This is a genomic window from Blastococcus sp. SYSU DS0541 (assembly GCF_054050875.1).
On record NZ_JBJHAD010000015.1, the window covers coordinates 15,740 to 40,487 of the forward strand.

At 74.6% G+C, this 24,748-nt stretch carries 20 protein-coding genes; 16 read left to right on the top strand and 4 right to left on the bottom strand.

The annotated features are described in order from the left end of the window. The first annotated feature begins 7 nt into the window (after positions 1–7). From ACI794_RS15675 to wag31, 14 genes are all read left to right on the top strand, one after another. On the top strand, positions 8–1,564 hold the full coding sequence (locus tag ACI794_RS15675) for a UDP-N-acetylmuramoyl-L-alanyl-D-glutamate--2,6-diaminopimelate ligase (protein WP_456616814.1): 1,557 nt from the start codon (positions 8–10) through the stop codon (positions 1,562–1,564). After that, on the top strand, positions 1,561–2,952 hold the full coding sequence (locus tag ACI794_RS15680; RefSeq protein WP_456616815.1) for a UDP-N-acetylmuramoyl-tripeptide--D-alanyl-D-alanine ligase: 1,392 nt from the start codon (positions 1,561–1,563) through the stop codon (positions 2,950–2,952). The genes ACI794_RS15675 and ACI794_RS15680 overlap by 4 nt, the downstream gene beginning before the upstream one ends. Further along, complete coding sequence (mraY, locus tag ACI794_RS15685; protein WP_456580888.1) at positions 2,949–4,028, top strand: phospho-N-acetylmuramoyl-pentapeptide-transferase; 1,080 nt, start codon at positions 2,949–2,951, stop codon at positions 4,026–4,028. Before ACI794_RS15680 ends, mraY begins: the two co-directional genes overlap by 4 nt. Beyond that, positions 4,025–5,467 (top strand): UDP-N-acetylmuramoyl-L-alanine--D-glutamate ligase, encoded by a 1,443-nt coding sequence (gene murD, locus ACI794_RS15690; RefSeq protein ID WP_456616816.1) that lies wholly within the window; start codon positions 4,025–4,027, stop codon positions 5,465–5,467. Before mraY ends, murD begins: the two co-directional genes overlap by 4 nt. Continuing rightward, positions 5,464–6,996 (top strand): putative lipid II flippase FtsW, encoded by a 1,533-nt coding sequence (gene ftsW, locus ACI794_RS15695; protein WP_456616817.1) that lies wholly within the window; start codon positions 5,464–5,466, stop codon positions 6,994–6,996. Before murD ends, ftsW begins: the two co-directional genes overlap by 4 nt. Next, the gene (gene murG / locus ACI794_RS15700; protein ID WP_456616818.1) at positions 6,993–8,090 is read left to right on the top strand and encodes an undecaprenyldiphospho-muramoylpentapeptide beta-N-acetylglucosaminyltransferase; all 1,098 of its coding nucleotides are present in this window, start codon (positions 6,993–6,995) and stop codon (positions 8,088–8,090) included. Before ftsW ends, murG begins: the two co-directional genes overlap by 4 nt. Next, positions 8,087–9,547, top strand: coding sequence for a UDP-N-acetylmuramate--L-alanine ligase (gene murC / locus ACI794_RS15705; RefSeq protein ID WP_456601870.1), 1,461 nt, complete (start codon positions 8,087–8,089; stop codon positions 9,545–9,547). Before murG ends, murC begins: the two co-directional genes overlap by 4 nt. After that, entirely contained in the window at positions 9,544–10,359 is an 816-nt protein-coding gene (locus tag ACI794_RS15710) for a cell division protein FtsQ/DivIB (RefSeq protein WP_456601871.1), read from the top strand. The genes murC and ACI794_RS15710 overlap by 4 nt, the downstream gene beginning before the upstream one ends. 372 nt (positions 10,360–10,731) lie before the next feature. Then, positions 10,732–12,036, top strand: coding sequence for a cell division protein FtsZ (ftsZ, locus tag ACI794_RS15715; protein WP_456601872.1), 1,305 nt, complete (start codon positions 10,732–10,734; stop codon positions 12,034–12,036). 96 nt (positions 12,037–12,132) lie between these two features. Next, entirely contained in the window at positions 12,133–12,864 is a 732-nt protein-coding gene (gene pgeF / locus ACI794_RS15720; protein ID WP_456601873.1) for a peptidoglycan editing factor PgeF, read from the top strand. A 91-nt stretch (positions 12,865–12,955) separates the two neighbouring features. Further along, positions 12,956–13,756, top strand: coding sequence for a YggS family pyridoxal phosphate-dependent enzyme (locus ACI794_RS15725; protein WP_456616819.1), 801 nt, complete (start codon positions 12,956–12,958; stop codon positions 13,754–13,756). A gap of 25 nt (positions 13,757–13,781) precedes the next feature. After that, positions 13,782–14,492, top strand: coding sequence for a cell division protein SepF (locus ACI794_RS15730; RefSeq protein ID WP_456601875.1), 711 nt, complete (start codon positions 13,782–13,784; stop codon positions 14,490–14,492). A gap of 51 nt (positions 14,493–14,543) precedes the next feature. Then, positions 14,544–14,831 carry a YggT family protein gene (locus tag ACI794_RS15735; protein WP_456580878.1) on the top strand — a complete coding sequence of 96 codons (288 nt, stop codon included), beginning with the start codon at positions 14,544–14,546 and terminating at the stop codon, positions 14,829–14,831. A gap of 99 nt (positions 14,832–14,930) precedes the next feature. Next, positions 14,931–15,665 carry a DivIVA-like cell division protein Wag31 gene (gene wag31, locus ACI794_RS15740; protein ID WP_456616820.1) on the top strand — a complete coding sequence of 245 codons (735 nt, stop codon included), beginning with the start codon at positions 14,931–14,933 and terminating at the stop codon, positions 15,663–15,665. A 110-nt stretch (positions 15,666–15,775) separates the two neighbouring features. Here wag31 and ACI794_RS15745 read toward each other — a convergent pair whose 3' ends face one another. The 3 genes from ACI794_RS15745 to ACI794_RS15755 form a co-directional block, all read right to left on the bottom strand. Then, the gene (locus ACI794_RS15745) at positions 15,776–16,696 is read right to left on the bottom strand and encodes a carbohydrate ABC transporter permease (RefSeq protein ID WP_456601877.1); all 921 of its coding nucleotides are present in this window, start codon (positions 16,694–16,696) and stop codon (positions 15,776–15,778) included. Next, positions 16,693–17,682 (bottom strand): carbohydrate ABC transporter permease, encoded by a 990-nt coding sequence (locus ACI794_RS15750; protein WP_456601878.1) that lies wholly within the window; start codon positions 17,680–17,682, stop codon positions 16,693–16,695. Before ACI794_RS15750 ends, ACI794_RS15745 begins: the two co-directional genes overlap by 4 nt. 122 nt (positions 17,683–17,804) lie before the next feature. Continuing rightward, complete coding sequence (locus ACI794_RS15755) at positions 17,805–19,175, bottom strand: ABC transporter substrate-binding protein (RefSeq protein WP_456580874.1); 1,371 nt, start codon at positions 19,173–19,175, stop codon at positions 17,805–17,807. Between the two features lie 354 nt (positions 19,176–19,529). Between ACI794_RS15755 and ACI794_RS15760 the strand changes: the two genes are divergently transcribed. Further along, entirely contained in the window at positions 19,530–20,642 is a 1,113-nt protein-coding gene (locus ACI794_RS15760; protein ID WP_456616821.1) for an ABC transporter ATP-binding protein, read from the top strand. Between the two features lie 73 nt (positions 20,643–20,715). Continuing rightward, complete coding sequence (locus ACI794_RS15765) at positions 20,716–21,438, top strand: hypothetical protein (RefSeq protein ID WP_456616822.1); 723 nt, start codon at positions 20,716–20,718, stop codon at positions 21,436–21,438. 15 nt (positions 21,439–21,453) lie between these two features. On the opposite strand, the gene ileS is transcribed toward ACI794_RS15765, so the two are convergent. Continuing rightward, on the bottom strand, positions 21,454–24,627 hold the full coding sequence (gene ileS, locus ACI794_RS15770; protein WP_456616823.1) for an isoleucine--tRNA ligase: 3,174 nt from the start codon (positions 24,625–24,627) through the stop codon (positions 21,454–21,456). Between the last annotated feature and the right edge of the window lie 121 nt (positions 24,628–24,748).

A 24,748-nucleotide genomic window follows, 5' to 3' on the forward strand; every position in this document is an offset into this window, starting at 1 on the left:
GAGCCCCGTGACCCCGACCGACCCCGGGACGGCCCCGCGGCCGACGGGGAACCGCCCGCTGCCCCTCGCCGAGCTTGCCGACCTCATCGGCCCGGCCGAGGGCCCCGGCACCGACGTCGCCGTCTCCGGGGTCACCCTCGCCTCCGGTGAGGTGGGGCCGGGCTTCCTGTACGCCGCCCTCCCCGGCGCCCGGACCCACGGCGTCCGCTTCGCCGCCGACGCGGCGGCCCGCGGGGCGGTCGCCCTGCTGACCGACCCCACCGGCCGGGCCGACGCGCTGGCCACGGGGCTGCCGGTCTGCGTCGTCGAGGAGCCCCGGCAGGTGCTCGGGGCGGTCGCCGACCGCGTCTACGGGGAGCCGAGCCGCCGGCTCACCGTCCTGGGCATCACCGGCACCAACGGCAAGACGACGACGAGCTACCTGGTCGAGGCCGGGCTGGCCGCCGCCGGCCGCAGCACCGGCCTGATCGGCACGGTCCAGACCCGCACCCGCGCCGCGGACGGCACCGTCACCGCCCTGCCCAGCGTCCGCACCACCCCGGAGGCGCCCGCGCTGCACGCGCTGCTCGCGGGCATGGCCGACGCCGGGGTCGGTGCCGTCGTCATGGAGGTCTCCAGCCACGCCCTGGTGATGGGCCGGGTGGGCGGCGTGCGCTTCGCCGCGGCCGGCTTCACCAACCTGGGCCGGGACCACCTGGACTTCCACCGCGACATGGAGGACTACTTCCAGGCCAAGGCGCTGCTCTTCGACGGCCGCGCCGCAGTCGAGGTCGTCGACGTCGACGACGCGCACGGCCGCCGGCTCGCCGGGCGGCCCGGCCGCCCCCGCCCGGTCACCGTCGCCGGCAGCGAGGGTGCGGCGGCCGACTGGACCGTCTCGGACGTCGCGACGGCGCCCGGTGGCGGCTCGACCTTCACGCTGCACGGGCCGGGCGGGCGCACCTGGCCGGCGCGCGTCCGGCTGCCCGGGCGGTTCAACGTGGCCAACGCCGTCCTGGCCGTGGCGCTGCTGGACGCCGTCGGCGTCGCCGTCGAGGACGCCGTCGCCGGCCTGGCCGAGACCGTCGTCCCGGGGCGCATGGAGCCCGTGGACACGGGGCAGCCGTTCGTCGCCGTCGTCGACTACGCGCACACCCCCGACGCCGTGCGGACGGCGCTCGCCGCCCTGCGCGAGGCCACCCCCGGACGGCTGATCACCGTCCTCGGGTGCGGCGGCGACCGGGACCCCGGCAAGCGCCCCGAGATGGGCCGGGTGGCCGCCGAGGGCAGCGACGTGCTCGTCGTCACCGACGACAACCCCCGCTCCGAGGACCCCGCCGCCATCCGGGCCGCGGTGCTCGCCGGCGCCCGGGACGTGCCGGGAGACCGGCGTGCGGAGGTGCTGGAGGTCGGGGACCGCCGCGCCGCGCTGACCGCCGCCGTGGAGCTCGCCCGCGCCGGGGACACCCTCCTGGTGGCCGGCAAGGGCCACGAGACGGGCCAGGAGGTGGCCGGCACGGTGCACCCCTTCGACGACCGGGCGCAGCTGCGCGAGGTGCTCGCCGCGTCGGGGACACGGGCATGATCCGCCTGTCGCTGACCGAGGTCGCCGCGCTGGCCGGGGGTCGGCTCGCCGGCGCGCCCGAGGGCGCGGTCACCGGGAAGGTCACCCTCGACTCGCGGGCGGTCGCCGCCGGGGACCTCTTCGTCGCCGTGGCGGGGGAGCGGGTCGACGGCCACGACTTCCTCGGGGCGGCAGCGGGCGCCGGCGCGGTGGCCGCGCTGGCCACCCGACCCGACCCGGCGCTGCCGTGCGTCGTCGTCGACGACCCGGTGGCCGCGCTGGGCCGGCTGGCCGCCGGGGTCCACGCGCGGCTGACCGCCGCGGGCGTGCGCACCCTGGCGATCACCGGCTCCTCGGGCAAGACCTCGACCAAGGACCTCCTGGGGCAGGTGCTCGCCGCGCACGGGCCCACGGTCAGCCCGCCGGGTTCCTACAACAACGACATCGGCCTGCCGCTGACCGTGCTCTCCGCCGACGCCGGCACCCGGTTCCTCGTCCTGGAGATGGGCGCCCGCGGGCCGGGGCACATCGCCCGCCTGTGCCGGGTGGCCCGCCCCGAGGTCGGCGTCGTCCTCAACGTCGGCTCGGCCCACCTGGGCGAGTTCGGCAGCGCCGACGGCATCGCCCGGGCCAAGGGCGAGCTCGTGGAGGCGCTGCCCGCCGACGGCACCGCCGTGCTCAACGCCGACGACGCCCGGGTGCTGGGCATGGCCGGCCGCACGGGCGCCCGGGTGCTCACCACGGGGCGCTCGGAGCAGGCCGCCGTCCGGGCCGTCGACGTCGCGATGGACGAGGCTGCCCGCGCGCGCTTCACCCTCGTCGCCGGCGGTGAGCGCCACCCGGTGGCGCTGCGGGTCGTCGGCGAGCACCAGGTGGCCAACGCGCTGTCGGCCGCCGGCGCCGCGCTGGCGGTGGGCCTGGGCGCGGGCGCCGTCGCCGCGGCGCTCTCGGAGGCCGAGCCCCGCAGCCGCTGGCGCATGGAGATCGACCGGCGCGCCGACGGGGTGACCGTCGTCAACGACGCCTACAACGCCAACCCCGAGTCGATGCGGGCCGCGCTCGCCGCGCTCGCCGGGCTGGCCGGGACCCGGCGCATCGCCGTGCTCGGCGGCATGGCCGAGCTCGGCCCCGACGCCGCCGCGGAGCACGAGCGGCTGGGCCGCGACGCGGTCGCCGCCGGGGTCGACCTGGTCGTGGCCGTCGGCGCGGATGCGGTAGGCATAGCGGGAGGTGCGACCGCCGCGGGGCGGGGCGCAGGAGAGGAGTCGGTGCACGTGCCGGACCGGGCCGCTGCCCTTGCGCTGCTGTCGGAGGTGCTGCGACCGGGTGACGTCGTCCTCGTGAAGGCCAGCCGGGCCCACGGCCTGGAGCTCCTCGCGGCCGACCTGCTGGGCGGTGCCGCGCAGTGAGGAGCGTCCTGATCGCCGCGGCGGTCGGCCTGATCGTCTCGATCCTCCTCACCCCGCTGGCCATCCGCGCGTTCCGCCGGCAGGGCCTGGGCCAGGAGATCCGCGACGACGGCCCCGAGAGCCACCTCTCGAAGAAGGGCACGCCCACGATGGGCGGCACCGTCATCGTCGGCGCCACCGTGCTCGGCTACCTGGCCGCGCACCTGGTGTTCGTCGGCGAGTCCGGGTGGGGGTTCAGCGCCACCGGCCTGCTGCTGCTGTTCCTCATGGTCGGCATGGGCACGGTCGGCTTCCTCGACGACTACCTCAAGATCCGGCACCGCCGCAGCCTGGGCCTGAACAAGACCGCGAAGCTGGTCGGCCAGCTCGTCGTCGGCGTCACCTTCGCCGTCCTGGCGATCAACTTCCCGAACGCCGACGGCGTGGAGCCCGCCTCCACCGTCGTCTCCTACGTCCGCGACATCGCGCCGATGACCCTCGGCCCGATCGCGTTCGTGATCCTCGCCTACCTGTTCATCGCCGGGTTCTCCAACGCGGTGAACCTCACCGACGGCCTGGACGGGCTGGCCGCCGGTGCGTCGGCGATGGTGCTCGCCTCCTACATCGTCATCTCGTTCTGGCAGTTCACCCACGACTGCGCCAACGAGCTGATCGAGGGCTGCTACACCGTCCGCGACCCGCTCGACGTCACCCTCGTGGCCGCGGCGGGCATGGGCGCGTGCCTGGGCTTCCTGTGGTGGAACACCAGCCCGGCGCGGATCTTCATGGGCGACACCGGCTCGCTCGCGCTCGGCGGCCTGCTCTCGGGTCTGGCGATCGTGACCCGCACCGAGCTGCTGCTGGTGGTCCTGGGCGGCCTGTTCGTGGCGGTGACGCTGTCGGTGATCATCCAGGTGGCGTTCTTCCGCGCGACCCGCCGCCGGGTGTTCCGCATGGCGCCGCTGCACCACCACTTCGAGCTCGCCGGCTGGACGGAGAACACCGTCATCGTGCGGTTCTGGCTGGTCACCGGGATGGCGGTGGCGTTCGGTCTCGGCCTGTTCTACGCCGACTGGCTCAGCTTCGTGGGCCTGTGAGCGCCCCCTCCTCGCCCGTCGCCGGCCGCACCGTCCTCGTCGCCGGGCTCGGGATCTCCGGGGCGGCCGCCGCCCGGGTGCTGCTGGCCTCCGGCGCCCGGGTCCTGCTCGCCGACGCCGCCCGGCCGGGGGCGGTCGACGAGCTCACCGGCGCGGGGGCGGAGTGGCTCGGGGCCACCGAGACGCTGCCCGAGGGCGTCGACCTCGTCGTCACCTCCCCGGGCTGGCGCCCCGACGAGCCGCTGCTGGTCGACGCCGCGGCCCGCGGGGTGGAGGTGGTCGGCGAGCCCGAGCTGGCGTGGCGGCTGCGCATCCCCGGCCCGGACGGCGTCCCCGCACCCTGGCTGGCGGTCACGGGGACCAACGGCAAGACGACGACGGTCACGATGCTCGAGGCCATCCTGCGGGCGGCCGGCCGCCGCGCGGTCGCCGCCGGCAACGTCGGCCGGCCCCTCGTCGAGGTGGTCACCGCCCGGGAGGAGGACGGCACGCCGTCCTACGACGTCGTCGCCGTCGAGCTCTCCAGCTTCCAGCTGCACTGGTCCTCCTCGCTCGCGCCGGCGGCCGCGGCGGTGCTGAACGTCGCCGACGACCACACCGACTGGCACGGCTCCTTCACCGCCTACCGCGACGCGAAGGCCCGCATCCTCGAGCGCGCCCCGGTCGCCGTCGGGGACGCGGGAGACCCGGTCGCCGCCGCGCTCGTCGCGGCGCACCCGCGGCCGGTGACGGTGACCCTCGGCGAGCCCGCCCCCGGCCAGCTCGGCGTGCGCGGCGGCGCCCTGGTCGACCGCGCGTTCGCCGACGACCCGGCGGGGGAGCGGCTCCTGGAGCGCTCGGCGATGCCGGTCCCGGGCCCGCACAACACCGTCAACGCGCTGGCCGCCGCGGCCCTCGCCCGCGCCGCCGGGGTGCCGGCGGAGGCGATCGCCCGGGGACTGGCCGCGTTCACCGGTGGGGCCCACCGCAACGCCCTCGTCGCCACGGTCCACGGCGTGGACTACGTCGACGACAGCAAGGCGACCAACCCGCACGCGGCCGGGGCCTCGCTCGCGGCGTACCCGCGGGTGGTCTGGATCGCCGGCGGGCTGCTCAAGGGCGCCGACGTCGATCCCCTCGTCGCCGCGGTCGCCCCCCGGCTCGCCGGCGTCGTCCTGCTCGGCCGCGACCGCGCCGTCGTGGCCCGTTCGCTGGCGCGACACGCCCCGTCGGTGCCGGTCGTGGAGGTCCCGAGCGGCCACCATGGCGGGATGGACGGGACCGGTGTGACGGGAGAGGAGACGATGACCCGGGTCGTCGCCGCCGCCGCCGGGCTCGCGCAGCCGGGGGACACGGTGCTGCTGGCCCCGGCCGCCGCCTCGATGGACGTCTTCCGGGACTACGGCCACCGCGGCCGCGCGTTCGCCGACGCGGTGCGGGCGCTGGGGGCCCGGCGGTGACCACCACCGAGCGGCCGCTGCGCGAGGCGCGCCCCACCCGCGGCCGCACCCGCCCGACGGCTCCCCGCACCCCGCCGCCGCGCCGGTGGGCCGGTCCCGCGTGGCTCGACGGCCCGCTGACCAGCTGCCACCTGGTGCTCGGCGCCGCCGGACTGCTGCTGCTCATCGGGCTGGTCATGGTCTTCTCCGCCTCCTCGATCGAGGCGGCGCTGGCCGACGAACCGGCGTGGGCCCCCGGCGTCAAGCAGCTGGTCCTTGCCTGCATCGGCCTGGGCGCGATGGTGCTCGCGATGCGGCTGCCGGTGGGCCTGGTGCGGCGCTGGTCGCCCATCGCGCTGCTCGTGGTGATCGGCCTGCTGGTGCTGGTGCTCGTCCCGGGCATCGGCCTGGAGCGCAACGGGGCCCGGCAGTGGATCCCGCTGGGCGTCACCGACTTCCAGCCCTCCGAGGCGGGGAAGCTGGTCTTCGCGCTCTGGGGCGCGCACGTCATCGCCCTGCGCGAGCGCTACCTGACGACGAGGTCGCTGCTGGTCCCGGTGCTCCCGGTCTTCGCCCTGCTGTCCTTCCTGCTCATCCTCGAGCCCGACTTCGGCGGGGTGGTGAGCCTGGGCCTGGTGCTCGTCGGCCTGCTGTGGGCCGGCGGGATGCCGATGCGCTGGTTCGGCGCGTTCGCGGCCGTCGCGATCGCGGCGATGGTCGCCATGGTCTGGGCGGCCCCGTACCGGATGGCGCGGATCACCGCGTTCCTCGACCCGTTCGCCGACCCCGACCACACCGGGTTCCAGGCGATCCGCGGCATGTACGCCCTGGCGACGGGCGGCCTCTGGGGGGTCGGCCTGGGCAACAGCAAGATGAAGTGGAACATCCTGCCGGAGGCGGAGTCCGACTACATCTTCGCGATCATCGGCGAGGAGCTGGGCTTCCTCGGCTGCCTGGTGGTCGTCACCCTCTACGGCGTCCTCGCCTACGCCGGCTTCCGCATCGCCCGGCGCTCGGCCGACCGGTTCGTCCAGCTCGCCTGCGTCGCGATCACCGTGTGGCTCATCGGCCAGGCGACCATGAACATGGGGTACGTGGTGGGCCTGCTCCCGGTGACCGGCGTGACCCTCCCGCTGATCTCGGCGGGGGGTACCTCGCTGGTCCTCACCCTCTTCATCGTCGGGCTGCTGGCCCGGTTCGCCCGCTCCGAGCCCGCCGCCATCGAGGCGTTGCGGACCGCCGAGCGCGGCCGCCTCGCCCGGCTGCTCGCCCCCGCCCCGACCGTGGCCGTCGACCAGGTGCGGCCGAGGCGGTCCCCGGCCGACGACGTCCCCGAGCGCCCCGTGGTCGGGGGTGCCCGCACCCTGCTGCACGCCCGCGGCGCCCAGCCCCGCCGGTCCCCGGCGCCCGCCCCGGCGACGCGTGGCGCGGCCCCGGCGCGGCCCCGGCCGGTCTCCCGTGCCGCCACGCCCCTGCGCGAGCCGGCGCGCACCGCCGCTCCCCGGCAGCGGCCGGTCGTCCCGCGCGGTCGTCCGGAGGGTGGGCGATGAGCGCGGTCCGGTCGGTCGTGCTGGCCGGTGGCGGAACCGGTGGGCACATCGAGCCGATGCTCGCCCTGGCTGACGCGCTCCGCCGCCGCGACCCCGCGCTGCGGCTGACCTGCCTGGGCACCGCCCGCGGCATGGAGACCCGGCTCGTCCCCGCGCGCGGCTACGACCTGCGGCTCATCCCGCCCGTGCCGCTGCCCCGCACGCCCACGCCCGACCTGCTCCGGGTGCCCGGCCGGGTGCGCCGGTCGGTGTCGGAGACCCGCGCGGTGCTCGACGACGTCGCCGCCGACGTGGTGGTGGGCTTCGGTGGCTACGTCGCGCTGCCGGCCTACCTCGCCGCGCGGCGGGCGGGGATCCCGACCGTCGTGCACGAGCAGAACGCGCTGCCGGGGCTGGCCAACCGCGTCGGCGCCCGCCTCGCCGCCCGCGTGGCGGTCACCTCGCCCGGCACGCCCCTGCACCGCGGCGAGCACGTCGGCATGCCGCTGCGCCGGGCCATCTCCACCCTGGACCGGGCCGCCCGCCGGGCCGAGGCCCGGGCGGAGTTCGGTCTGGACCCCGACCGGCCGACCCTGCTGGTCTTCGGCGGGTCCCAGGGGGCGGCGTCGCTGAACCGCGCTGCCGTCGCCGCCGCCGGCGCGCTGACCGAGGCGGGGGTGCAGGTGCTGCACGCCCGGGGGCCGAAGAACACCGACGTCGCCGTCCCGGCCCGCGCGGCCGGGCAGGCGCCGTACGTCGTCGTCGACTACCTGGAGCGGATGGACCTCGCCTACGCCGCCGCCGACCTGGCGCTGTGCCGGTCGGGGGCGGTGACCGTGGCCGAGCTCTCGGCCGTGGGCCTGCCGGCCGCGTTCGTCCCGCTGCCGATCGGCAACGGCGAGCAGCGGCGGAACGCCCTGCCGGTGATCGAGGCCGGCGGGGGGCTCCTGGTGGAGGACGCCGACCTCGACGCCGCCTGGATCAGCGACACCCTCCTGCCGCTGCTCACCGACCCCGCGGCGCTGGCCGGCCTGGCCCGGCACGCCGCCGCGGCCGGCGTCCCGGACGCCGACGAACGGCTGGCCGACATCGTCTGCGAGGTGACGGGGTCGTGAGCGCGCAGGCGGTCGCCGACTGGACCGGTCCGGTGCCCTCCCTGCCGGAGCTGGGAGCCGTGCACTTCATCGGCATCGGTGGGGCGGGCATGAGCGGGATCGCGCGCATCCTTCTCGCCCGCGGCGTGCCGGTGTCGGGCTCCGACCGGCGGGACGGGCCCACGCTGCTGGCGCTGCGCGCCCTGGGTGCGCGGGTCGAGGTCGGCCACGACGGCGCGCACGTGGGGGAGGCCGACACCGTGGTGGTCTCCACGGCGATCCGGGCCGACAACCCCGAGCTCGTCGCCGCCCGGGAGCGCGGGCTGCGCGTGCTGCCGCGCGCCGTCGCCCTGGCCGCGGTGATGGCCGGGCGGCGCAGCATCGCGGTGGCGGGCACGCACGGGAAGACCTCGACCACCTCGATGCTCACCGTCGCCGTCCAGGCGTGCGGCGTCGACGCCTCCTTCGCGATCGGCGGCAACCTCAACGAGTCCGGCAGCAACGCCCACGCGGGGGAGGGCGACGTCTTCGTCGCCGAGGCCGACGAGAGCGACCGCTCCTTCCTCCTGCTCTCCCCCTTCGCCGGCATCGTCACCAACGTCGAGGCCGACCACCTCGACAACTACGGCGACCTCGCTGCCGTGGAGGCGGCGTTCGACCGGTTCCTGCAGACCGTGGACCCCGCCGGCTTCGTGGTCCTCTGCGCCGACGACCCGGGCGCCGCGCGGCTCGCGTCGGTCCCCGGCCCCGCACGGGTGCGCACCTACGGCACCGCCGCGGACGCCGACCTGCGGCTGCTCGACCTCGAGGTGGGCCGCGAGCACACGGCCTACACGGCGGTGCTGGACGGCGCCGTGCTCGGCCGGGTGCAGATCCGGGTGCCGGGTGAGCACATGGCGCGCAACAGCGCGGCGGCGCTGCTCGCCGGGCTGGAGCTCGGGCTGCCCGCGCGCGGTCTGGTGGACGGGCTGGCGCGGTTCGGCGGGGTGCACCGGCGGTTCGAGCTCAAGGGGACCGCCGGCGGGGTGCGGGTCTACGACGACTACGCCCACCACCCCACCGAGGTCGCCGCGCAGCTGCGCGCGGCCCGTGCGGTGGCGGGCGACGGTCGGCTCGTCGTCGCCTTCCAGCCGCACCTCTACAGCCGGACCCAGGAGTTCGCCGAGGGTTTCGGCGCGGCGCTGGGCCTCGCCGACGAGGTCGTGGTCATGGACGTCTACGGCGCGCGGGAGGACCCCGTGCCCGGGGTCACCGGCGCGATGGTGGCCGACGCCGTCCCGCTGCCCGCCGAGCACGTGCACTTCGAACCGTCCTGGTCAGCCGCCGGGCCGGCGCTGGCCGCGCGCGCCCGTCCGGGCGACCTGGTGATGACGATGGGGGCCGGCGACGTCTCCATGGTGGGTCCCGAGGTGCTCGACGCGCTGCGCGCCGCGGAGGGTCCGGCCGGGAGGGACGACGCGGCGGACGCCGGACGGTGAACCGCACCGGCAGCACCACGAGCGACCGCACCCGCCGCACCCGCGGTCCGGCCGAGCGCCGCGCCGCCGACCGCCGGGGTGCCCGGGTCGCCCCCCTGCCCGACCGCCGCCCGCCCCGGCGCCGCAGCCGCCACCGGCGCGTCCTCCAGGCCGCGGCCGCGCTGACCGTCGTCGCGGGGATCTCCTGGTTGCTCTGGCTCGGCCCGTGGCTCGCCGTCCGCACCGTGCAGGTCGACGGGACGGCGACCCTGACGCCCGACGGGGTGCTGGAGGTCGCGCAGGTGCCCGAGGGGGTGCCCCTGCTGCGCGTCGACCTCGGGGCGGTGGAGCAGCGGGTGGCCCGGCTGCCGCAGGTCCGCGACGTGCAGGCGGCCCGGGGGTGGCCCGACCGGATCGTGATCACCGTCGCCGAGCGCGTGCCCGTCGCGGTCGTCGGCCCGCCCGGCCGGCGGTCGCTGGTCGACGCCGAGGGGATCCTGTTCGACACCGTCACCGGGAGCGCGCCGCGCGGAGTGGTGCCGCTGACCGTCGACGACCCGGCGCCGGACGACCCGGCCACCCTGGCCGGGCTCGCCGCCATCCGCGCCCTGCCCGGGCCGCTGCGCGAGGACGTCGTCGAGGTCGCCGCGCCCGGACCGCAGTCGATCACGCTCACCATGGCCGACGGCACCGAGGTGGTGTGGGGCGGCGCAGAGGAGTCGGCCACCAAGGGCGAGGTCCTCGTCGCCCTGCTCGACCGGATCGCCGGCGGGGAGCTGGAGCCGGCCGGGCTCATCGACGTCAGCGCCCCCGACGCCGTCGTCCTGCGCTGACCCCGGCGCACCCGCCCCGGTGGCGGACCGTGGCCGCACGCGTGCGGACCGGCTCGGGGAAGTGGTCGCCCGGACACGCCGGTCGCCGCGACACGCCCGACACGCGCTCCGGCCGCAGATCTTTCTTCGCACCCGCTGCGGCCGTCCCTGCATCACGGGATGAGACGTTTCCGAGGCGAGTCGTCACGGTCAGTGGTGCGGATGTGACCAAAGGGTCGTCCGGGTCTGGTGCGATCCGGGCCCACCGACACGCCGACCCCGTGAGGGTGCTTGTAGCGCCTCTCGGCGCGCACCTAACTTCATCCACGTCGACCGAGTTGACATAACTGTAAGGCTGAACTTGAGGATGAGGGTCCAGTTGGGGAGCGCCGCATGACACCTCCGCACAACTATCTAGCGGTCATCAAGGTCGTCGGCATCGGCGGCGGCGGGGTGAACGCGGTCAACCGCATGATCGAAGTCGGCCTCAAGGGGGTCGAGTTCATCGCGATCAACACCGATGCCCAGGCGCTGCTGATGAGCGACGCCGACGTCAAGCTCGACGTCGGCCGCGAGCTCACGCGCGGGCTCGGTGCCGGCGCGCAGCCCGACGTCGGCCGGCAGGCCGCCGAGGACCACCGCGAGGAGATCGAGGAGGTGCTCAAGGGCGCCGACATGGTCTTCGTGACCGCGGGCGAGGGTGGTGGCACCGGTACCGGCGGCGCGCCCGTCGTGGCCTCGATCGCCCGCAAGCTGGGCGCGCTGACCATCGGCGTCGTCACCCGTCCTTTCTCCTTCGAGGGCAAGCGGCGCGCGGTGCAGGCCGAGTCGGGCATCGAGGAGCTGCGCAACGAGTGCGACACGCTCATCGTCATCCCGAACGACCGGCTGCTGCAGCTGGGCGACCGGAACGTCAGCGTCATGGATGCCTTCCGCACCGCCGACCAGGTGCTGCTGAGCGGTGTCCAGGGCATCACCGACCTGATCACCACGCCCGGCCTGATCAACCTGGACTTCGCCGACGTCAAGTCGGTCATGTCCGGGGCGGGGTCGGCGCTGATGGGCATCGGCAGCGCGCGCGGCGACAACCGCGCGCTGCTCGCCGCCGAGCAGGCGATCGCCAGCCCGCTGCTGGAGGCCTCGATGGAGGGCGCCCACGGCGTGCTGCTGTCGATCTCCGGTGGGTCGGACCTGGGGCTGTTCGAGATCAACGAGGCCGCCTCGCTGGTCTCGGACGCGGCGCACCCCGACGCCAACATCATCTTCGGTGCCGTCATCGACGACGCCCTGGGTGACGAGGTGCGGGTGACCGTCATCGCCGCCGGCTTCGACGGCGGACGGCCCAACACGCGCAAGGACGGCGCTGCGACCACCGGGTCGCCGCAGCCGCCGGTCTCCACCGGGGCCGCCTCGCCGTTCGCCGCGCACCGGCGTCCGGTGGCCGCACCCCCGGTCGCCACCACGCCGCCGCCGGCGGCCGCACCGGCTCCCGCCCCGGCGCCGGCGGCTCAGCCGGTGACGGGGGAGCGGCTCGCGCAGCAGGCCCCGTCGGCCTCGGGTGGGCGACCGGGTACCGGGGGCGGTCTCACGGTGCCCCCGCTGCCGCCCATCCAGGGCTCGTCGACCAACGGCCGCCGGCCCCTGTCGAACGAGGACTTCGAGGAAGAGCTGGACATCCCCGAGTTCCTCAAGGGCTGAAGGACCCTGCTGCAGGACCCCGCCCGTCGCGGGCTCAGGGCGGGGTCCTGCAGCAGGGCCGTTCCGCGGGCTCGCCAGGCCGTAGTCTGACGCCCGATGCATACGAATCCGGCCGCTCCGTCGGCGGTGCGACCTCGCAGGGTCGTCACCGACCGGCGGGGCGGCCGTTCCCGTTCCCCCTACGACTCCTTCAACCTGGGCTCCCACGTCGGTGACGACCCCGCCGACGTCGCCGCGAACCGGGCCCGCGTGGCGCGGGAGCTCGGCGTGGGGGAGGACCGCCTGGTCTGGATGGACCAGGTGCACGGCACCGGCGTCGCGGTCGTCGACGGGCCGCAGGCCGGGCCCGTCCCCGGGACCGATGCGCTGGTCACCGCGACCCCGGGCCTGGTGCTGGCCGTGCTGGCCGCCGACTGCGTGCCCGTCCTGCTGGCCGACCACGAGACCGGTGTCGTCGCCGCCGTCCACGCCGGCCGCGAAGGAGTTCGCCAGGGCGTGCTGCCGGCGGCGCTGTCGGCCATGGCGAGCCTGGGCGCCCGCGCGCGGAACGTGACCGCGTTGCTGGGCCCCGCCGTCTGCGGAGCCTGCTACGAGGTCCCCGGGGAGATGCAGCGCGAGGTGGCGCGGGAGGCGCCGGCCGCCGCGGTGACCACCCGGGCCGGTACGCCGGGCCTGGACCTGCGGGCCGGTGTCGAGGACGTCCTCCGTCGCGCCGGCATCCCGGAGGTCGTCCAGGACCCGCGCTGCACCGTCGAGGACCGCACCCTCTTCTCCCACCGCCGTGACGGCGTCACCGGCCGTCAGGCGGGCCTCGTCTGGCTCGAGTGAGGGCCACCCTTCCCCCGGCACCTCGCAGGCCCGGCGCGGGGGCCTGGAGGGTGGTTGTTCCGGCCCGTCACCAGGGGGGACGATCCAGGTCGTGAGCCCGCTCGCCGAGAACCTGCGCGCCGTCCGCGCCCGCATCGACCGGGCCGCGCGGGCCGCCGGGCGCGACCCCGCGACGGTGCAGCTGCTCGCGGTCAGCAAGACCTGGCCCGCCGCCGATGTCCGCGTGCTCGCCGCGCTGGGGCAGCGCGACTTCGGTGAGAACCGGGTCCAGGAGCTCCTGGGCAAGGCGGGGGAGCTCGCCGACGCCGGCGTGCGCTGGCACTTCGTCGGCCAGCTGCAGCGGAACAAGGCCGCCGCCGTGGCCCGCACCGGCGCCGTCGTGCACTCCCTGGACCGCGCGCCCCTCGCCGCCACGCTGGACCGCGCCGGCCAGGAGGCGGGCCGCCCGGTCGACGTGCTCGTCCAGGTCGACCTCGGCGGGCCCGAGGGGGAGGCCGCCGCGCGCGGCGGGGCGACGCCGGAGGAGGTCCCCGCGCTCGCCGACGTGGTGGCCGCGGCGGCCGGGCTGCGGCTGCGCGGCGTCATGGCCGTCGCGCCGCGGGGCGAGCAGGCGGGGCCCGCCTTCGACCGGCTGGCGCGGGTGGCCGAGCGGCTGCGCGCCGACCACCCCGGGGCGGTCGAGATCTCCGCGGGCATGAGCGGGGACCTCGAGGAGGCGGTCGCGGCGGGCGCGACGATCGTGCGTGTCGGAACCGCGCTGTTCGGCGCGCGCCCCCTACCCTGCGGTGAGTTCGAGGAACACCAGCCACGCGAGTCACAGCAGTCACACGAGCCGCGCGAGCACCGGGCGGACGGGGGCGACGTGACGACGACCGTGCAGACGCGACGCTGAGGACACCAGCAGAGGGGGAGGTCCGATGGCCGGAGCCATGCGGAGGATGGGGATCTACCTGGGGCTCGTCGAGGACGACGATCTCCGTGGCTACGGCCGGTACGACGCCCGCCCGTCGGACGAGCTCGAGCACGACCGTCGCTACGGCCGCTACGACCAGGACCGCTACGGCGAGAACTTCGCCGACCGCGGCTACGCCGACGACTACGCCGACGACGAGTACGCCGACGACGAGGTCGCCGAGGTGCCCGCCGCCCGTGACCCCGAGCCCCTGTCGGTGCGCCGGGTCCAGGCCCGCCCGCTCGGCCTCGCGCCGACCGGCGCGGCTGCCGGGTCGACCGGCTCCCGTGTCCTGAGCACCACCAGCGGCCCCGTCGCCGCGGCCGGCCTGGCCGTGCGCGAGCCGGTCGTGGCCCCCGAACCCGAGCCAGAGGCGGCACCCGCACCCGTGGCCAAGAGCTACCAGGTCGTCACGCTCCACCCGCGCACCTACAACGAGGCGCGCACCATCGGTGAGCGGTTCCGCGACGGCATGCCGGTCATCATGAACCTGACCGAGATGGACGACGCCGACGCCAAGCGCCTCGTCGACTTCGCTGCGGGACTGAGCTTCGGACTGCGCGGTAGTATCGAGCGCGTCACGGCGAAGGTGTTCCTGCTCAGTCCGCAGGACGTCGCCGTCACCGCTGAGGACAAGGCGAAGATCCGCGAGGGCGGGTTCTCCCAGAAGTCCTGAGCGGCGCGCAGTGGAGTCGGCACCCGGTGGTGCCCTGATCGAGCGGGGCCCGTGTCTCTTTTCTGGCAGATCGTCTCGTCGGTGCTGCTCGTCTTCCTCGTGCTGCTCTTCGCGCGGTTCGTCGTCGACTGGGTGATGGTGCTGGCGCGCAGCTGGCGTCCGTCGGGCGCGGTCGCGGCCGGTCTGGAGATCGTCTACTCGACCACCGATCCACCGCTGAAGGCCGTGCGGAAGGTCATCCCGCCGTTGAACCTGGGGTCCATCCGACTGGACCTCGGGTTTATGGTGCTGCTGATCGCCGTGGTGGTCCTCCGGAACATCACGCTCGCACTCGCATGACCGCTGAAGCCCCTGGGGTCCAGAGCCGTGGGACGGTGGCGTTCCGTCGCCGCCCCACGACGCCCCTGTTCCCGCCGTCCGACCTGAGGTGACCTGAAGATGCCACTCACGCCTGCCGACGTGCACAACGTCGTCTTCAAGAAGCCGCCCATCGGCAAGCGGGGCTACGACGAGGACGAGGTCGACGCCTTCCTCGACGTGGTGGAGGCCGAGCTGGCCCGCCTGATCGAGGAGAACAACGAGCTGCGCTCCAGCGTCGGCCGCGCCGGCGCGCGTGCCGAGGAGCGGCCCGAGCCGCCGGCCCCCGCCCCGGCACCGGCGCCGCAGGCCGCGCCCGCGCCGCCGGTCCAGCCCCGGGAGGACGACAGCGCCCGTGCCTCCCGGATGCTGGCGCTGGCCACCGAGACGGCCGACCGGTACGTCAACGAGGCGAAGACGCAGTCCGAGCAGATGCTCTCCGGCGCCAAGACCAACAGCGAGCGCCTGATGTCCGAGGCGCGGGCCAAGAGCGAGCAGATGGTCGCCGAGGCCAAGCACCGCGCGGACTCCATGATCGGTGACGCGCGCACGCGCGCCGAGACGATGGAGCGCGAGGCCCGCGCCAAGGCCGCCGCGCTCGACCAGGACGCCGAGCGCCGGCACGTCGAGGTCATGGGCGGCCTGGAGGAGAAGCGCACCAGCCTGGAGCGGAAGATCGAGGAGCTGCGCACGTTCGAGCGCGAGTACCGCACCCGGCTGCGGTCCTACCTCGAGTCGCACCTGCGCGACCTGGACAGCCGCGGCTCGGCCGAGCCCGCCGCCGCCGGCCGGCAGAACCAGCACGCCAGCGCCTGAGCCGGCGCACCACGAAGGCCCCGGACCTCTCGGTCCGGGGCCTTCGTGCTGGAACGGCCTCGTTCAGGGGCCCGGTGCCAGCGTGCGAGTGCCGGGGAGCAGGAGGTCCTTCACCCCTTGACGCTCCCGGCGAGCAGGCCGCGCACGAAGTAGCGCTGCAGCGCCAGGAACACGATCAGCGGCAGGATGATGGAGACGAACGCGCCCGCCGCGAGCAGGTACCAGTCCGACCCGCGGGTGCCCACCATGTCGGCCAGCCGCACGGTGAGCGGGGCGACGTCCTGTGCCCCACCGGCGAAGGTGAGGGCGACGAGCAGGTCGTTCCACACCCACAGGAACTGGAAGACGGCGAACGCCGCGATGGCCGGGGTGAGCAGCGGCAGCAGCACCTGGAAGAAGATCTTCACGTGCCCCGCGCCGTCCATGCGGGCGGCCTCGACGAGCGAGGGCGGGATCTCCTTCATGAAGTTGTGCAGCAGGAAGATCGCCAGGGGCAGGGCGAAGATCGCGTGCGACAGCCAGATGGTCCAGAACGACCCGGCCAGCCCGCCGTCGACGTACAGGCTCAGCAGCGGGATCAGCGTCACCTGGATCGGGACGACCTGCAGCGAGAAGACGGCGACGAACAGGATGTTGCGGCCCTTGAACTGCACCCAGGCGAACGCGTAGGCCGCCAGCAGGGCCAGGGTGATCGGGATGACCACCGCCGGCAGGGTGATGACCAGCGAGTTGACGAACAGCGACGCGAAGTCGGTGCCGCCGTAGAGGACCTGGTTGTAGTTGTCGAGGGTGAACTCCGGGTTCGTGAACGCCGTCCACCAGCCGGAGCGGCGGATGTCGAGCTCCGGCCGGAAGGAGGTGACCAGCAGGCCCAGGATCGGCACGGTCCAGAGGACGGCGATGACGATCGCGATCATCGACGCGGCCGGGGAGGTGAGCCGCTTCTTGGCCCGGGCCGCACGGGTGTGCGTCCGCCCGCGGGTGTCCACCTCCCCGGGTACCGGGGCCATGACGGGGGTCGTGGTGGTCATCGGACCTCCTCGGCCAGGCGCAGCTGGCGGACGTTGTAGGCGATGATCGGGATGACCAGCAGGAAGAGCAGCACCGCCAGGGCGGCGCCGAGGCCGAAGTTGAACTGGCGGAAGGCCTGCGTGTAGAACTCGTTGGCCACGACGCTGGTGCCGAAGTTGCCGCCGGTCATCGTCCGCACGACGTCGAAGACCTTGAGCGTGACGATCGCGATCGTGGTGAGCACGACCACGAGGGCCGGGCGGATGCTGGGCACGGTGACGTAGCGGAACATCTGCAGGCCACCGACGCCGTCGAGCCGCGCCGCCTCGACGATGTCGTCGGGGATCGCCTTGATCGCCGCGGAGAGCACCGTCATGGCGAACCCGGCCTGGATCCAGATCATCACGACGATGAGGAAGAAGGTGTTCGCGGGCGCGGTCAGCAGGAACTGCTGGGGCTCGAAGCCCAACGAGACCAGAAGCTGGTTCAGCAGGCCGATCTGGTTCACCCCCGGCTGGTCGGGGCGGAACTCGTAGACGAACTTCCAGATGACGCCGGCCGCCACCATGGAGATCGCCATGGGCAGGAAGATCAGCGCCTTGGCCAGGGACTCGAAGCGGGTGCGGTCGACCAGGTAGGCGTAGACCAGCCCGAGGGTGGTGGTGACGACGGGGACCACGAGCACCCAGAGCACGGTGTTGACCAGGACGGTCTGGAAGTTGTCCTCGGTGAAGACCGTCGCGTAGTTCTCCAGGCCGACGAACTCCGAGCCGTCCCGGTTGTAGAACGAGCCCCGCACGGTCTCCAGCGCGGGGTACACCAGGCCGACCAGCAGCAGGAGGAACGTGGGGCCGAGGAAACCGGCGACGACCACCCAGGTGGGTACCCGCTTGGGCCGGTCCACGGCGAACAGGATCGCGCCCATCACGACGGCGAACAGCAGGATGGCGACCACCATCAACGCGATCTTGTGCCCTGCGGTGTTCGCCTCCAGGAACCACTCCACCGGTGGTCACCTCCTTCCGACGGTGGATGCCGGGGGACGGCCGCAGCCGTCCCCCGGCATCCGGGGTGAGGGCGTCCGGTCAGCCGTGCGGCTGCCGGGCGCCCGGTCTCACGACCGCGAGGTCAGGACGCCGGCCAGGCCTGCTCGACGTCGGTGAGGACGGCCTCGGTGGGCTTGTCGTTGGCGATCCAGTTGGTCAGCTCGGTCCACAGGCGACCGGCGCCGATCTCGGCCGGCATGAGGTCCGAGCCGTCGAACCGGAACACCGACTCCGGGTCCTGGAACAGCTCGGCGGAGAGCTGGTCCACCGGGGACTCCAGGTTCTCGACGTCCAGGCCGGTGTTGGCGCTGACCCAGCCCGGGCCGGAGACCTGGGCCTTGATGTTGGCCCACTCCGGGGAGGAGAGGTAGGTCTGGAACGCCTGGGTGGCCGGGTCGTCGTTGAACGCCGCGGTGAACTCGCCGCCCCCGAGGACGGGCGCGGACTCGCCCTCGATGGGCGGCAGCGGGAAGGCGAAGACGTCGCCGTCCGGGCCGACCTCGGTGCCCTCCGGCCAGTTGGCCTGGTAGAAGGACGCCTGGCGGTGCATCCAGCAGCTGCCGTCGAGGATGGGCAGACCGGCGTCACCGAACTCGGTGGACGCGATCGACTGCACCTCGCCGAGGCCGCCGTTGACGAACTCGGGGTTCTTGAGGATCTCGCCGACGGTGTTCAGCGCCTCGACGATCTGGGGGTCGTTGAACGGGATCTCGTGGTTGACCCACTGGTCGTAGACCTCGGGGCCGGCGGTGCGGAGGACGACGTCCTCGAGCCAGTCGGTGGCCGGCCAGCCGGTGGCGTCACCGGAGCCGATGCCCGCGCACCACGGCTTGGCGCCGGTGGCGGCGATCTCCTCGGAGAGGGCGATCATCTCGTCCCAGGTCTGCGGGACCTCGTAGCCGGCCTCCTCGAACGCCGCGGGCGAGTACCAGACGAAGGACTTGGCGTTGGCGCCCAGCGGCGCGGCGTAGAACTCGCCGTCGACGCTGCCGTACTCCTTCCAGCTCTCGTCCCAGTACTCGTCGACGTTCGCCTCGGTCTGCTCCGGGGCGGCCACGACGTCGCCGGAGCGGACGAGGTTGGCCAGCAGACCCGGCTGCGGGATGAAGGCGATGTCGGGGGCGTTGCCGCTCTGGGTGCGGACGACGAGCTGCGCCTCGAACTCGCGGGAGCCCTCGTACTGGACGTCGACGCCGGTGCACTCCTCGAAGGGCACGTACGAGTCGATGTGCGGCTGGTCCTCGGGGTCGACGATCGAGGTGTAGACGGAGACCGTCTCGCCCTCCAGGTCGCCGAACTCCTCGTAGGGCGCGCAGTCGATCTCCGTGTCGGCGGCCGCCGCGCCGCCGCCACCGCCGTCGACCTGGTCCGCGCCGCACCCGGTGAGCAGGAGCGTCAGCCCCAGCCCGCCGGCCACTGCCGCTGCCCCGCGGCCTCTCGCGCGCTTGCTCATGTGGTCCCTCCAAAGTCCTGCGGCTCCGTCGCCGCATCGTGTGACTGCGAGCTCGGCACCCGGTCCAGGGCCCGGCCCGTCACATCCGTGCGGCGAGGTTAGCCGCGCGGAAGACCCCCTGCGGCAACGTTGCCGTAACAGTTGTGCAGGATCCGAGCGGTTGTGCACGTCCGGGTGACTGCGCGCCGCGGAGCATATGGGAGCGCTCCCACGGCGGCTCGCCGCCGACCCACGATCGGGGGACGTCCCGTCCGCCGCCCGGTGACCCGGTCGGGCACGTCGTCGGCGCCGTGGTGGTCCAGGCGGCCACCGCCGTGCCACAGTGACGGCACCGTTCGGCGCAGGAAGGGACCCATGGCCGCCATCACGTTCGACCACGCCACGCTCGTCTACCCGGGGGCGACCCGCCCGTCGGTCGACGCGCTGGACCTGCAGATCGCCGACGGCGAGTTCCTCGTGCTGGTCGGCCCGTCCGGCTGCGGCAAGTCGACGTCGCTGCGGATGCTCGCCGGCCTGGAAGAGGTCACCGACGGCCGGATCTGCGTGGGTGAGCGGGACGTGACCCACCTGCCGCCGAAGGACAGGGACATCGCCATGGTGTTCCAGAACTACGCGCTCTACCCGCACATGACGGTCGCCGAGAACATGGGGTTCGCCCTCAAGATCGCCGGCGTCTCCAAGGAGGAGCGGGCGAGCCGCGTCCAGGAGGCCGCCCGCATCCTCGACCTCGAGCCCTATCTCGACCGCAAGCCCAAGGCGCTCTCCGGCGGCCAGCGGCAGCGGGTCGCGATGGGCCGGGCCATCGTGCGCCAGCCCCAGGTCTTCCTGATGGACGAGCCGCTGTCCAACCTCGACGCCAAGCTGCGCGTGCAGACCCGCACCGAGATCGCCGCCCTGCAGCGCCGGCTCGGGGTGACGACGGTGTACGTCACCCACGACCAGGTCGAGGCCATGACGATGGGCGACCGGGTCGCCGTGCTCAGCGAGGGGGTGCTGCAGCAGGTCGACACGCCCCGCAACCTCTACGACAGGCCGGCGAACGTGTTCGTCGCCGGCTTCATCGGCTCGCCGGCGATGAACCTGGTCCCGGTGACGCTGACCGACGGTGGGGCGCAGGTCGGCGGGCAGGCGGTCCCGCTGCCGCGCGAGGCGCTCTCCACCATCGCCCGCGAGGGCGGCACCACCGCCACCCTGGGGTTCCGGCCGGAGTCCGTCGAGTTCGTCGCCGCGGGTCAGGGCATCCCCGTCGAGGTCCTCATCGTGGAGGAGCTCGGCTCCGACGCGTTCGCCTACGGCCGGCCGGCCACCGCGGTGGAGGGGCTCGACGACCAGAAGCAGATCGTGCTGCGCGCCGACCCCCGTCGCCCACCGGCGAAGGGCGAGGTCGTGCACGCGGCCATCCGGCCGGGGGAGGCCCACCTCTTCTCCGCGGAGACGGGGCTGCGGGTCACCGAGACCCCGGTCTGACCCCCGCGCCGCTCCCGAGCGGCGCGGGCGTCCGAGGGGCGGGTGCGGCGCGGCGCGCCCTACAGTCCCCCCTGTGATCGTGATCGCCGCGCTGCTCGTGCTGCTGGGCCTCGGTCTCTTCGTGGGCGGGCTGCTCACCGGCACGACGGCGCTGTACTGGGCCTGCGTCGGGGCGTGCGTGGTCGCCGCGGCCGTCCTGGTCGTGGCCCGCCGGCAGATCGCGGCGCGCGCCGGGGAGCCGGCGGGCGGCGCGGCCGCGGGGGCCACCGCCTCGGCGGCGGCCACGGGCGTGCCCGCCGCCCCGGCGACCCCCGCGACCACGCCCGACGCCGGGCCGGCGGCGACCGGGCCGGACCTGGCGACCGGCGCGACCGCCGTCCCCCCGGCGACCCCGCCGACCGCCGAGCCGACCCCGTCGACCGCCGAGCCGGCCCCGTCGACCGCCGAGCCGGCCCCGGCACCGCCGGTCGAGCACCCGGCCGCGCCGGCTGGGCCTCCGACGGGCGGTCACGCCGCGGTGGGCCGGCCGCGGGAGCTGCGTGAGCTGGGGGAGCCCCCGGTCGAGGAGGTCGAGGTCACCGACCTGCTGATCATCGTGGACCTCACCGACGAGGTGCTGGTGGTCGACGAGCACCCGCGCTACCACGTGCCCGGCTGCGTGCACCTGCAGGGCCACGAGCCGATCCCCCTGCCGCTGGACGAGGCGCGCACCGACGGGTTCACCCCGTGCGGCGCGTGCCGGCCCGACCGCCAGCTCGCCGACCGGGCCCGCGCCCGCAAGGCCCGGGGCGCCTGAGCCCCCCCGGGCGCCCTACGCGGAGGCCTTGGCCACCCAGAACCGCGAGCCCTCCGGGCCCTCGACGCCGTCCCCGGCCCCCGGGGTGCCCGCGTGGACGGCGACGGCCAGCACCTCGCCGGCCAGCTGTTCGGCGTGCTCGGTGAGCGCCTGCGCCATGACGCCGCCGGCGGTCCAGGACAGCTCGATCCGGTCGCTGACCTCCAGGCCGCTGCCCTTGCGGGCCTCCTGGACCAGGCGGACCGCCTCCCGCACCAGGCCGGCCCGCTCCAGCTCCGGGGTGAGGGCGAGGTCCAGCGCCACGGTGAGCCCGCCGGTGCTCGCCACGGTCCACCCCTCGCGCGGGGTCTCGGTCACGATGAGGTCGCCCTCGGCCAGCGCGACGTCCACGCCGTCGACCTCGACGCTCGCGGTGCCCGACCGGTAGGCGGCCACCAGCGCCGGGGCGTCGGCCGCCGCGACGGCCTTGGCCACCGCCTGCACCTGCTTGCCCAGCCGGCGGCCCACCGATCGGAAGTCGATCTTCACGCTGACGTCGACCAGGTCACCGCCGACCGCGGCGAGCTCGAGCACCTCGGTGACGTTGAGCTCGTCGGCCACCTCGGCCACCAGGTCGCGGGGGAGCGAGGCCCACCCGGGGGCCGCCACGACGGCGCGTGCCAGCGGCTGCCGGGTGCGCACCTTGGCCGACGTGCGGGCGGAGCGGCCCAGCTCCACCAGCCGGCGGACCAGCGCCATCTGCTCGACGAGGGCGTCGTCCAGCGCCGCCTCGTCCACCGCGGGCCACGAGGCCAGGTGCACCGAGTCCGGCGCGTCCGAGCCGGCCAGGCCCGGGACGACCGCCCGTGCCCACACCTCGTCGGTGACGAACGGCGTGAAGGGGGCCATGAGCCGGGTCAGCCCGTCGAGCACCTCGTGCAGGGTGCCCAGCGCCGAGGGGTCGCCGTCCCAGAACCGGCGCCGCGACCGCCGCACGTACCAGTTGGAGAGGTCGTCGACGAACTGGGCCAGCAGCCGCCCGGCGCCCTGGGTGTCGAAGTCCTCCAGCGCCGCGGTGACGTCGCGGGTGACCGCGGCGAGCTCCGCCAGCGCCCAGCGGTCCAGCAGCGGCCGCTCCTCGCGCGCCGGCGCGGGCGCGGCTCCGTCTCCACCCGGCCCACCCCAGCCGTTGGTCTCGGCGTACAGGGTGAAGAAGCTGGCGGTGTTCCAGTAGGTGAGCAGCACCTTCCGGACGACCTCGGACAGCGTCTCGTGCCCCACCCGCCGGGCCGACCAGGGCGAGCCGCCGGCGAGCATGAACCAGCGGACGGCGTCGGCGCCGTGCCGGTCCATCAGCGGGATCGGCTCGAGGATGTTGCCCAGGTGCTTGCTCATCTTCCGGCCGTCCTCGGCCAGGATGTGGCCCAGGCAGAGCACGTTCTCGTAGGAGCTCCGCTCGAACACCAGCGTGCCGACGGCCATCAGCGTGTAGAACCAGCCGCGGGTCTGGTCGATCGCCTCGCAGATGAACTGCGCCGGGTACGCGGCCTGGAACTCCTCCTGGTTGCGGTGCGGGGCGCCCCATTGGGCGAAGGGCATCGACCCGGAGTCGTACCAGGCGTCGATCACCTGACGGACCCGGCGGTACGTGCCCTCCTCACCGGGCAGCGTGAACGTGACCTCGTCGATGAACGGCCGGTGCGGGTCGAGGTCGGACAGGTCGCGGCCGGTCAGCTCGGAGAGCTCGGCCAGCGAGCCGACGGCGACCATCCGCGACGGGTCGGCGTCGTTGCGCCAGATCGGCAGCGGCGTGCCCCAGTACCGGTCGCGGGACAGCGCCCAGTCGACGTTGTTGTGCAGCCAGTCGCCGTAGCGGCCGGTCTTGATGCTCTCGGGGTACCAGTTGGTCCTCGCGTTCTCGGCGAGCAGCTGGTCCTTGATCTGGCTGGTGCGGATGTACCAGGACGGCTGCGCGTAGTACATGAGCGGCGTGTGGCAGCGCCAGCAGTGCGGGTAGCTGTGCTCGTACCGGATCTCGCGGAAGAGCACGCCGCGGCTCGTCAGGTCCTCGACGAGGGCGGGGTCGGCGGCCTTGAAGAAGTGGCCCCCCACGAGCGGCACCTCGGTGAGGAAGTGCCCGGTGGCGTCGATCGGGTTCACCACGGGCAGGCCGTAGCCGCGGCAGACGGCGAGGTCGTCGGCGCCGAAGGCGGGGGACTGGTGCACCAGGCCGGTGCCGTCGTCGGTGGTCACGTAGTCGGCCAGGACGACGAAGTGCGCGTCGCCCTCGGGGAACTCCACCAGCTCGAACGGCCGCTGGTAGTGGGTGCGCTCCCACTCCCGGCCCGGCGCCCGGCCGAGCACCTCGGCGTCCTCACCGAGGACGGCGGCCAGCAGCGGCTCGGCCAGCACCACCGGGACGTCGTCGCTACCGGCGGCGCGGGCGACGACGTAGGCGACGTCGGGGTGCACGGCGACGGCGGTGTTGCTGGGCAGCGTCCACGGCGTCGTCGTCCAGACGAGCAGGTCGGCCTTGCCGGCCCACGCGCCGTCGGTGATGGGCAGCCGCACGTACACCGAGGGGTCGGTGATGGTCTCGTACCCCTGGGCGACCTCGTGGTCGGAGAGACCGGTGCCGCAGCGCGGGCAGTAGGGGGCGACCCGGTGGTCCTCGACCAGCAGGCCCTTCTCGAAGACCTGCTTGAGCGACCACCAGACGCTCTCGATGTAGGCCGGGTCCATCGTCCAGTAGGCGGTGGACATGTCGACCCAGTAGCCCATGCGGTGGGTCAGCTCGGTGAAGGCGTCGACGTGGCGCTCCACCGAGGCGCGGCAACGGGCGTTGAACTCCGCGATGCCGAAGCGCTCGATGTCGGGCTTGCCGGCGAAGCCGAGCTCCTGCTCGACGGCGATCTCGACCGGCAGGCCGTGGCAGTCCCAGCCGGCGCGGCGGGGCACGTGCCAGCCCTGCATCGTCTTGAACCGGGGGAAGACGTCCTTGAACGCGCGGGCCTCGATGTGGTGGGTGCCGGGGCGGCCGTTCGCGGTCGGCGGCCCCTCGTAGAAGTTCCACTGCGGGCGGCCCTGCGAGGCCTCCAGCGACCGGTCGAAGACCTTCTCGCTCTCCCAGCGTTCGAGGATGCGGTGCTCGAGGGCGGGGAGGTCGACCTGCGGGGGCAGCGCGGCGAAGGGACCGGTGGGAGCACTCACGGCAGCCATTCTCCCCGATCCGGCAAACACACCTCCGGTGGGGAACCCGACGTCCTCCGGCGGCGCCCGGCCCGACCGGTCCGGGGGCGCGTCCCCGGGTGCCCCCGACCCGCCGTCCGCC

Excerpts from the sequence above, each read along its gene's own strand:
- ACI794_RS15680 (WP_456616815.1), top strand. The coding sequence starts at position 1,561 with ATGATCCGCCTGTCGCTGACCGAGGTCGCCGCGCTGGCCGGGGGTCGG.
- murG (WP_456616818.1), top strand. The coding sequence starts at position 6,993 with ATGAGCGCGGTCCGGTCGGTCGTGCTGGCCGGTGGCGGAACCGGTGGG.
- ftsZ (WP_456601872.1), top strand. The coding sequence starts at position 10,732 with ATGACACCTCCGCACAACTATCTAGCGGTCATCAAGGTCGTCGGCATC.
- pgeF (WP_456601873.1), top strand. The coding sequence starts at position 12,133 with ATGCATACGAATCCGGCCGCTCCGTCGGCGGTGCGACCTCGCAGGGTC.
- ACI794_RS15730 (WP_456601875.1), top strand. The coding sequence starts at position 13,782 with ATGGCCGGAGCCATGCGGAGGATGGGGATCTACCTGGGGCTCGTCGAG.
- wag31 (WP_456616820.1), top strand. The coding sequence starts at position 14,931 with ATGCCACTCACGCCTGCCGACGTGCACAACGTCGTCTTCAAGAAGCCG.
- ACI794_RS15745 (WP_456601877.1), bottom strand. The coding sequence starts at position 16,696 with ATGACCACCACGACCCCCGTCATGGCCCCGGTACCCGGGGAGGTGGAC.
- ACI794_RS15755 (WP_456580874.1), bottom strand. The coding sequence starts at position 19,175 with ATGAGCAAGCGCGCGAGAGGCCGCGGGGCAGCGGCAGTGGCCGGCGGG.
- ACI794_RS15760 (WP_456616821.1), top strand. The coding sequence starts at position 19,530 with ATGGCCGCCATCACGTTCGACCACGCCACGCTCGTCTACCCGGGGGCG.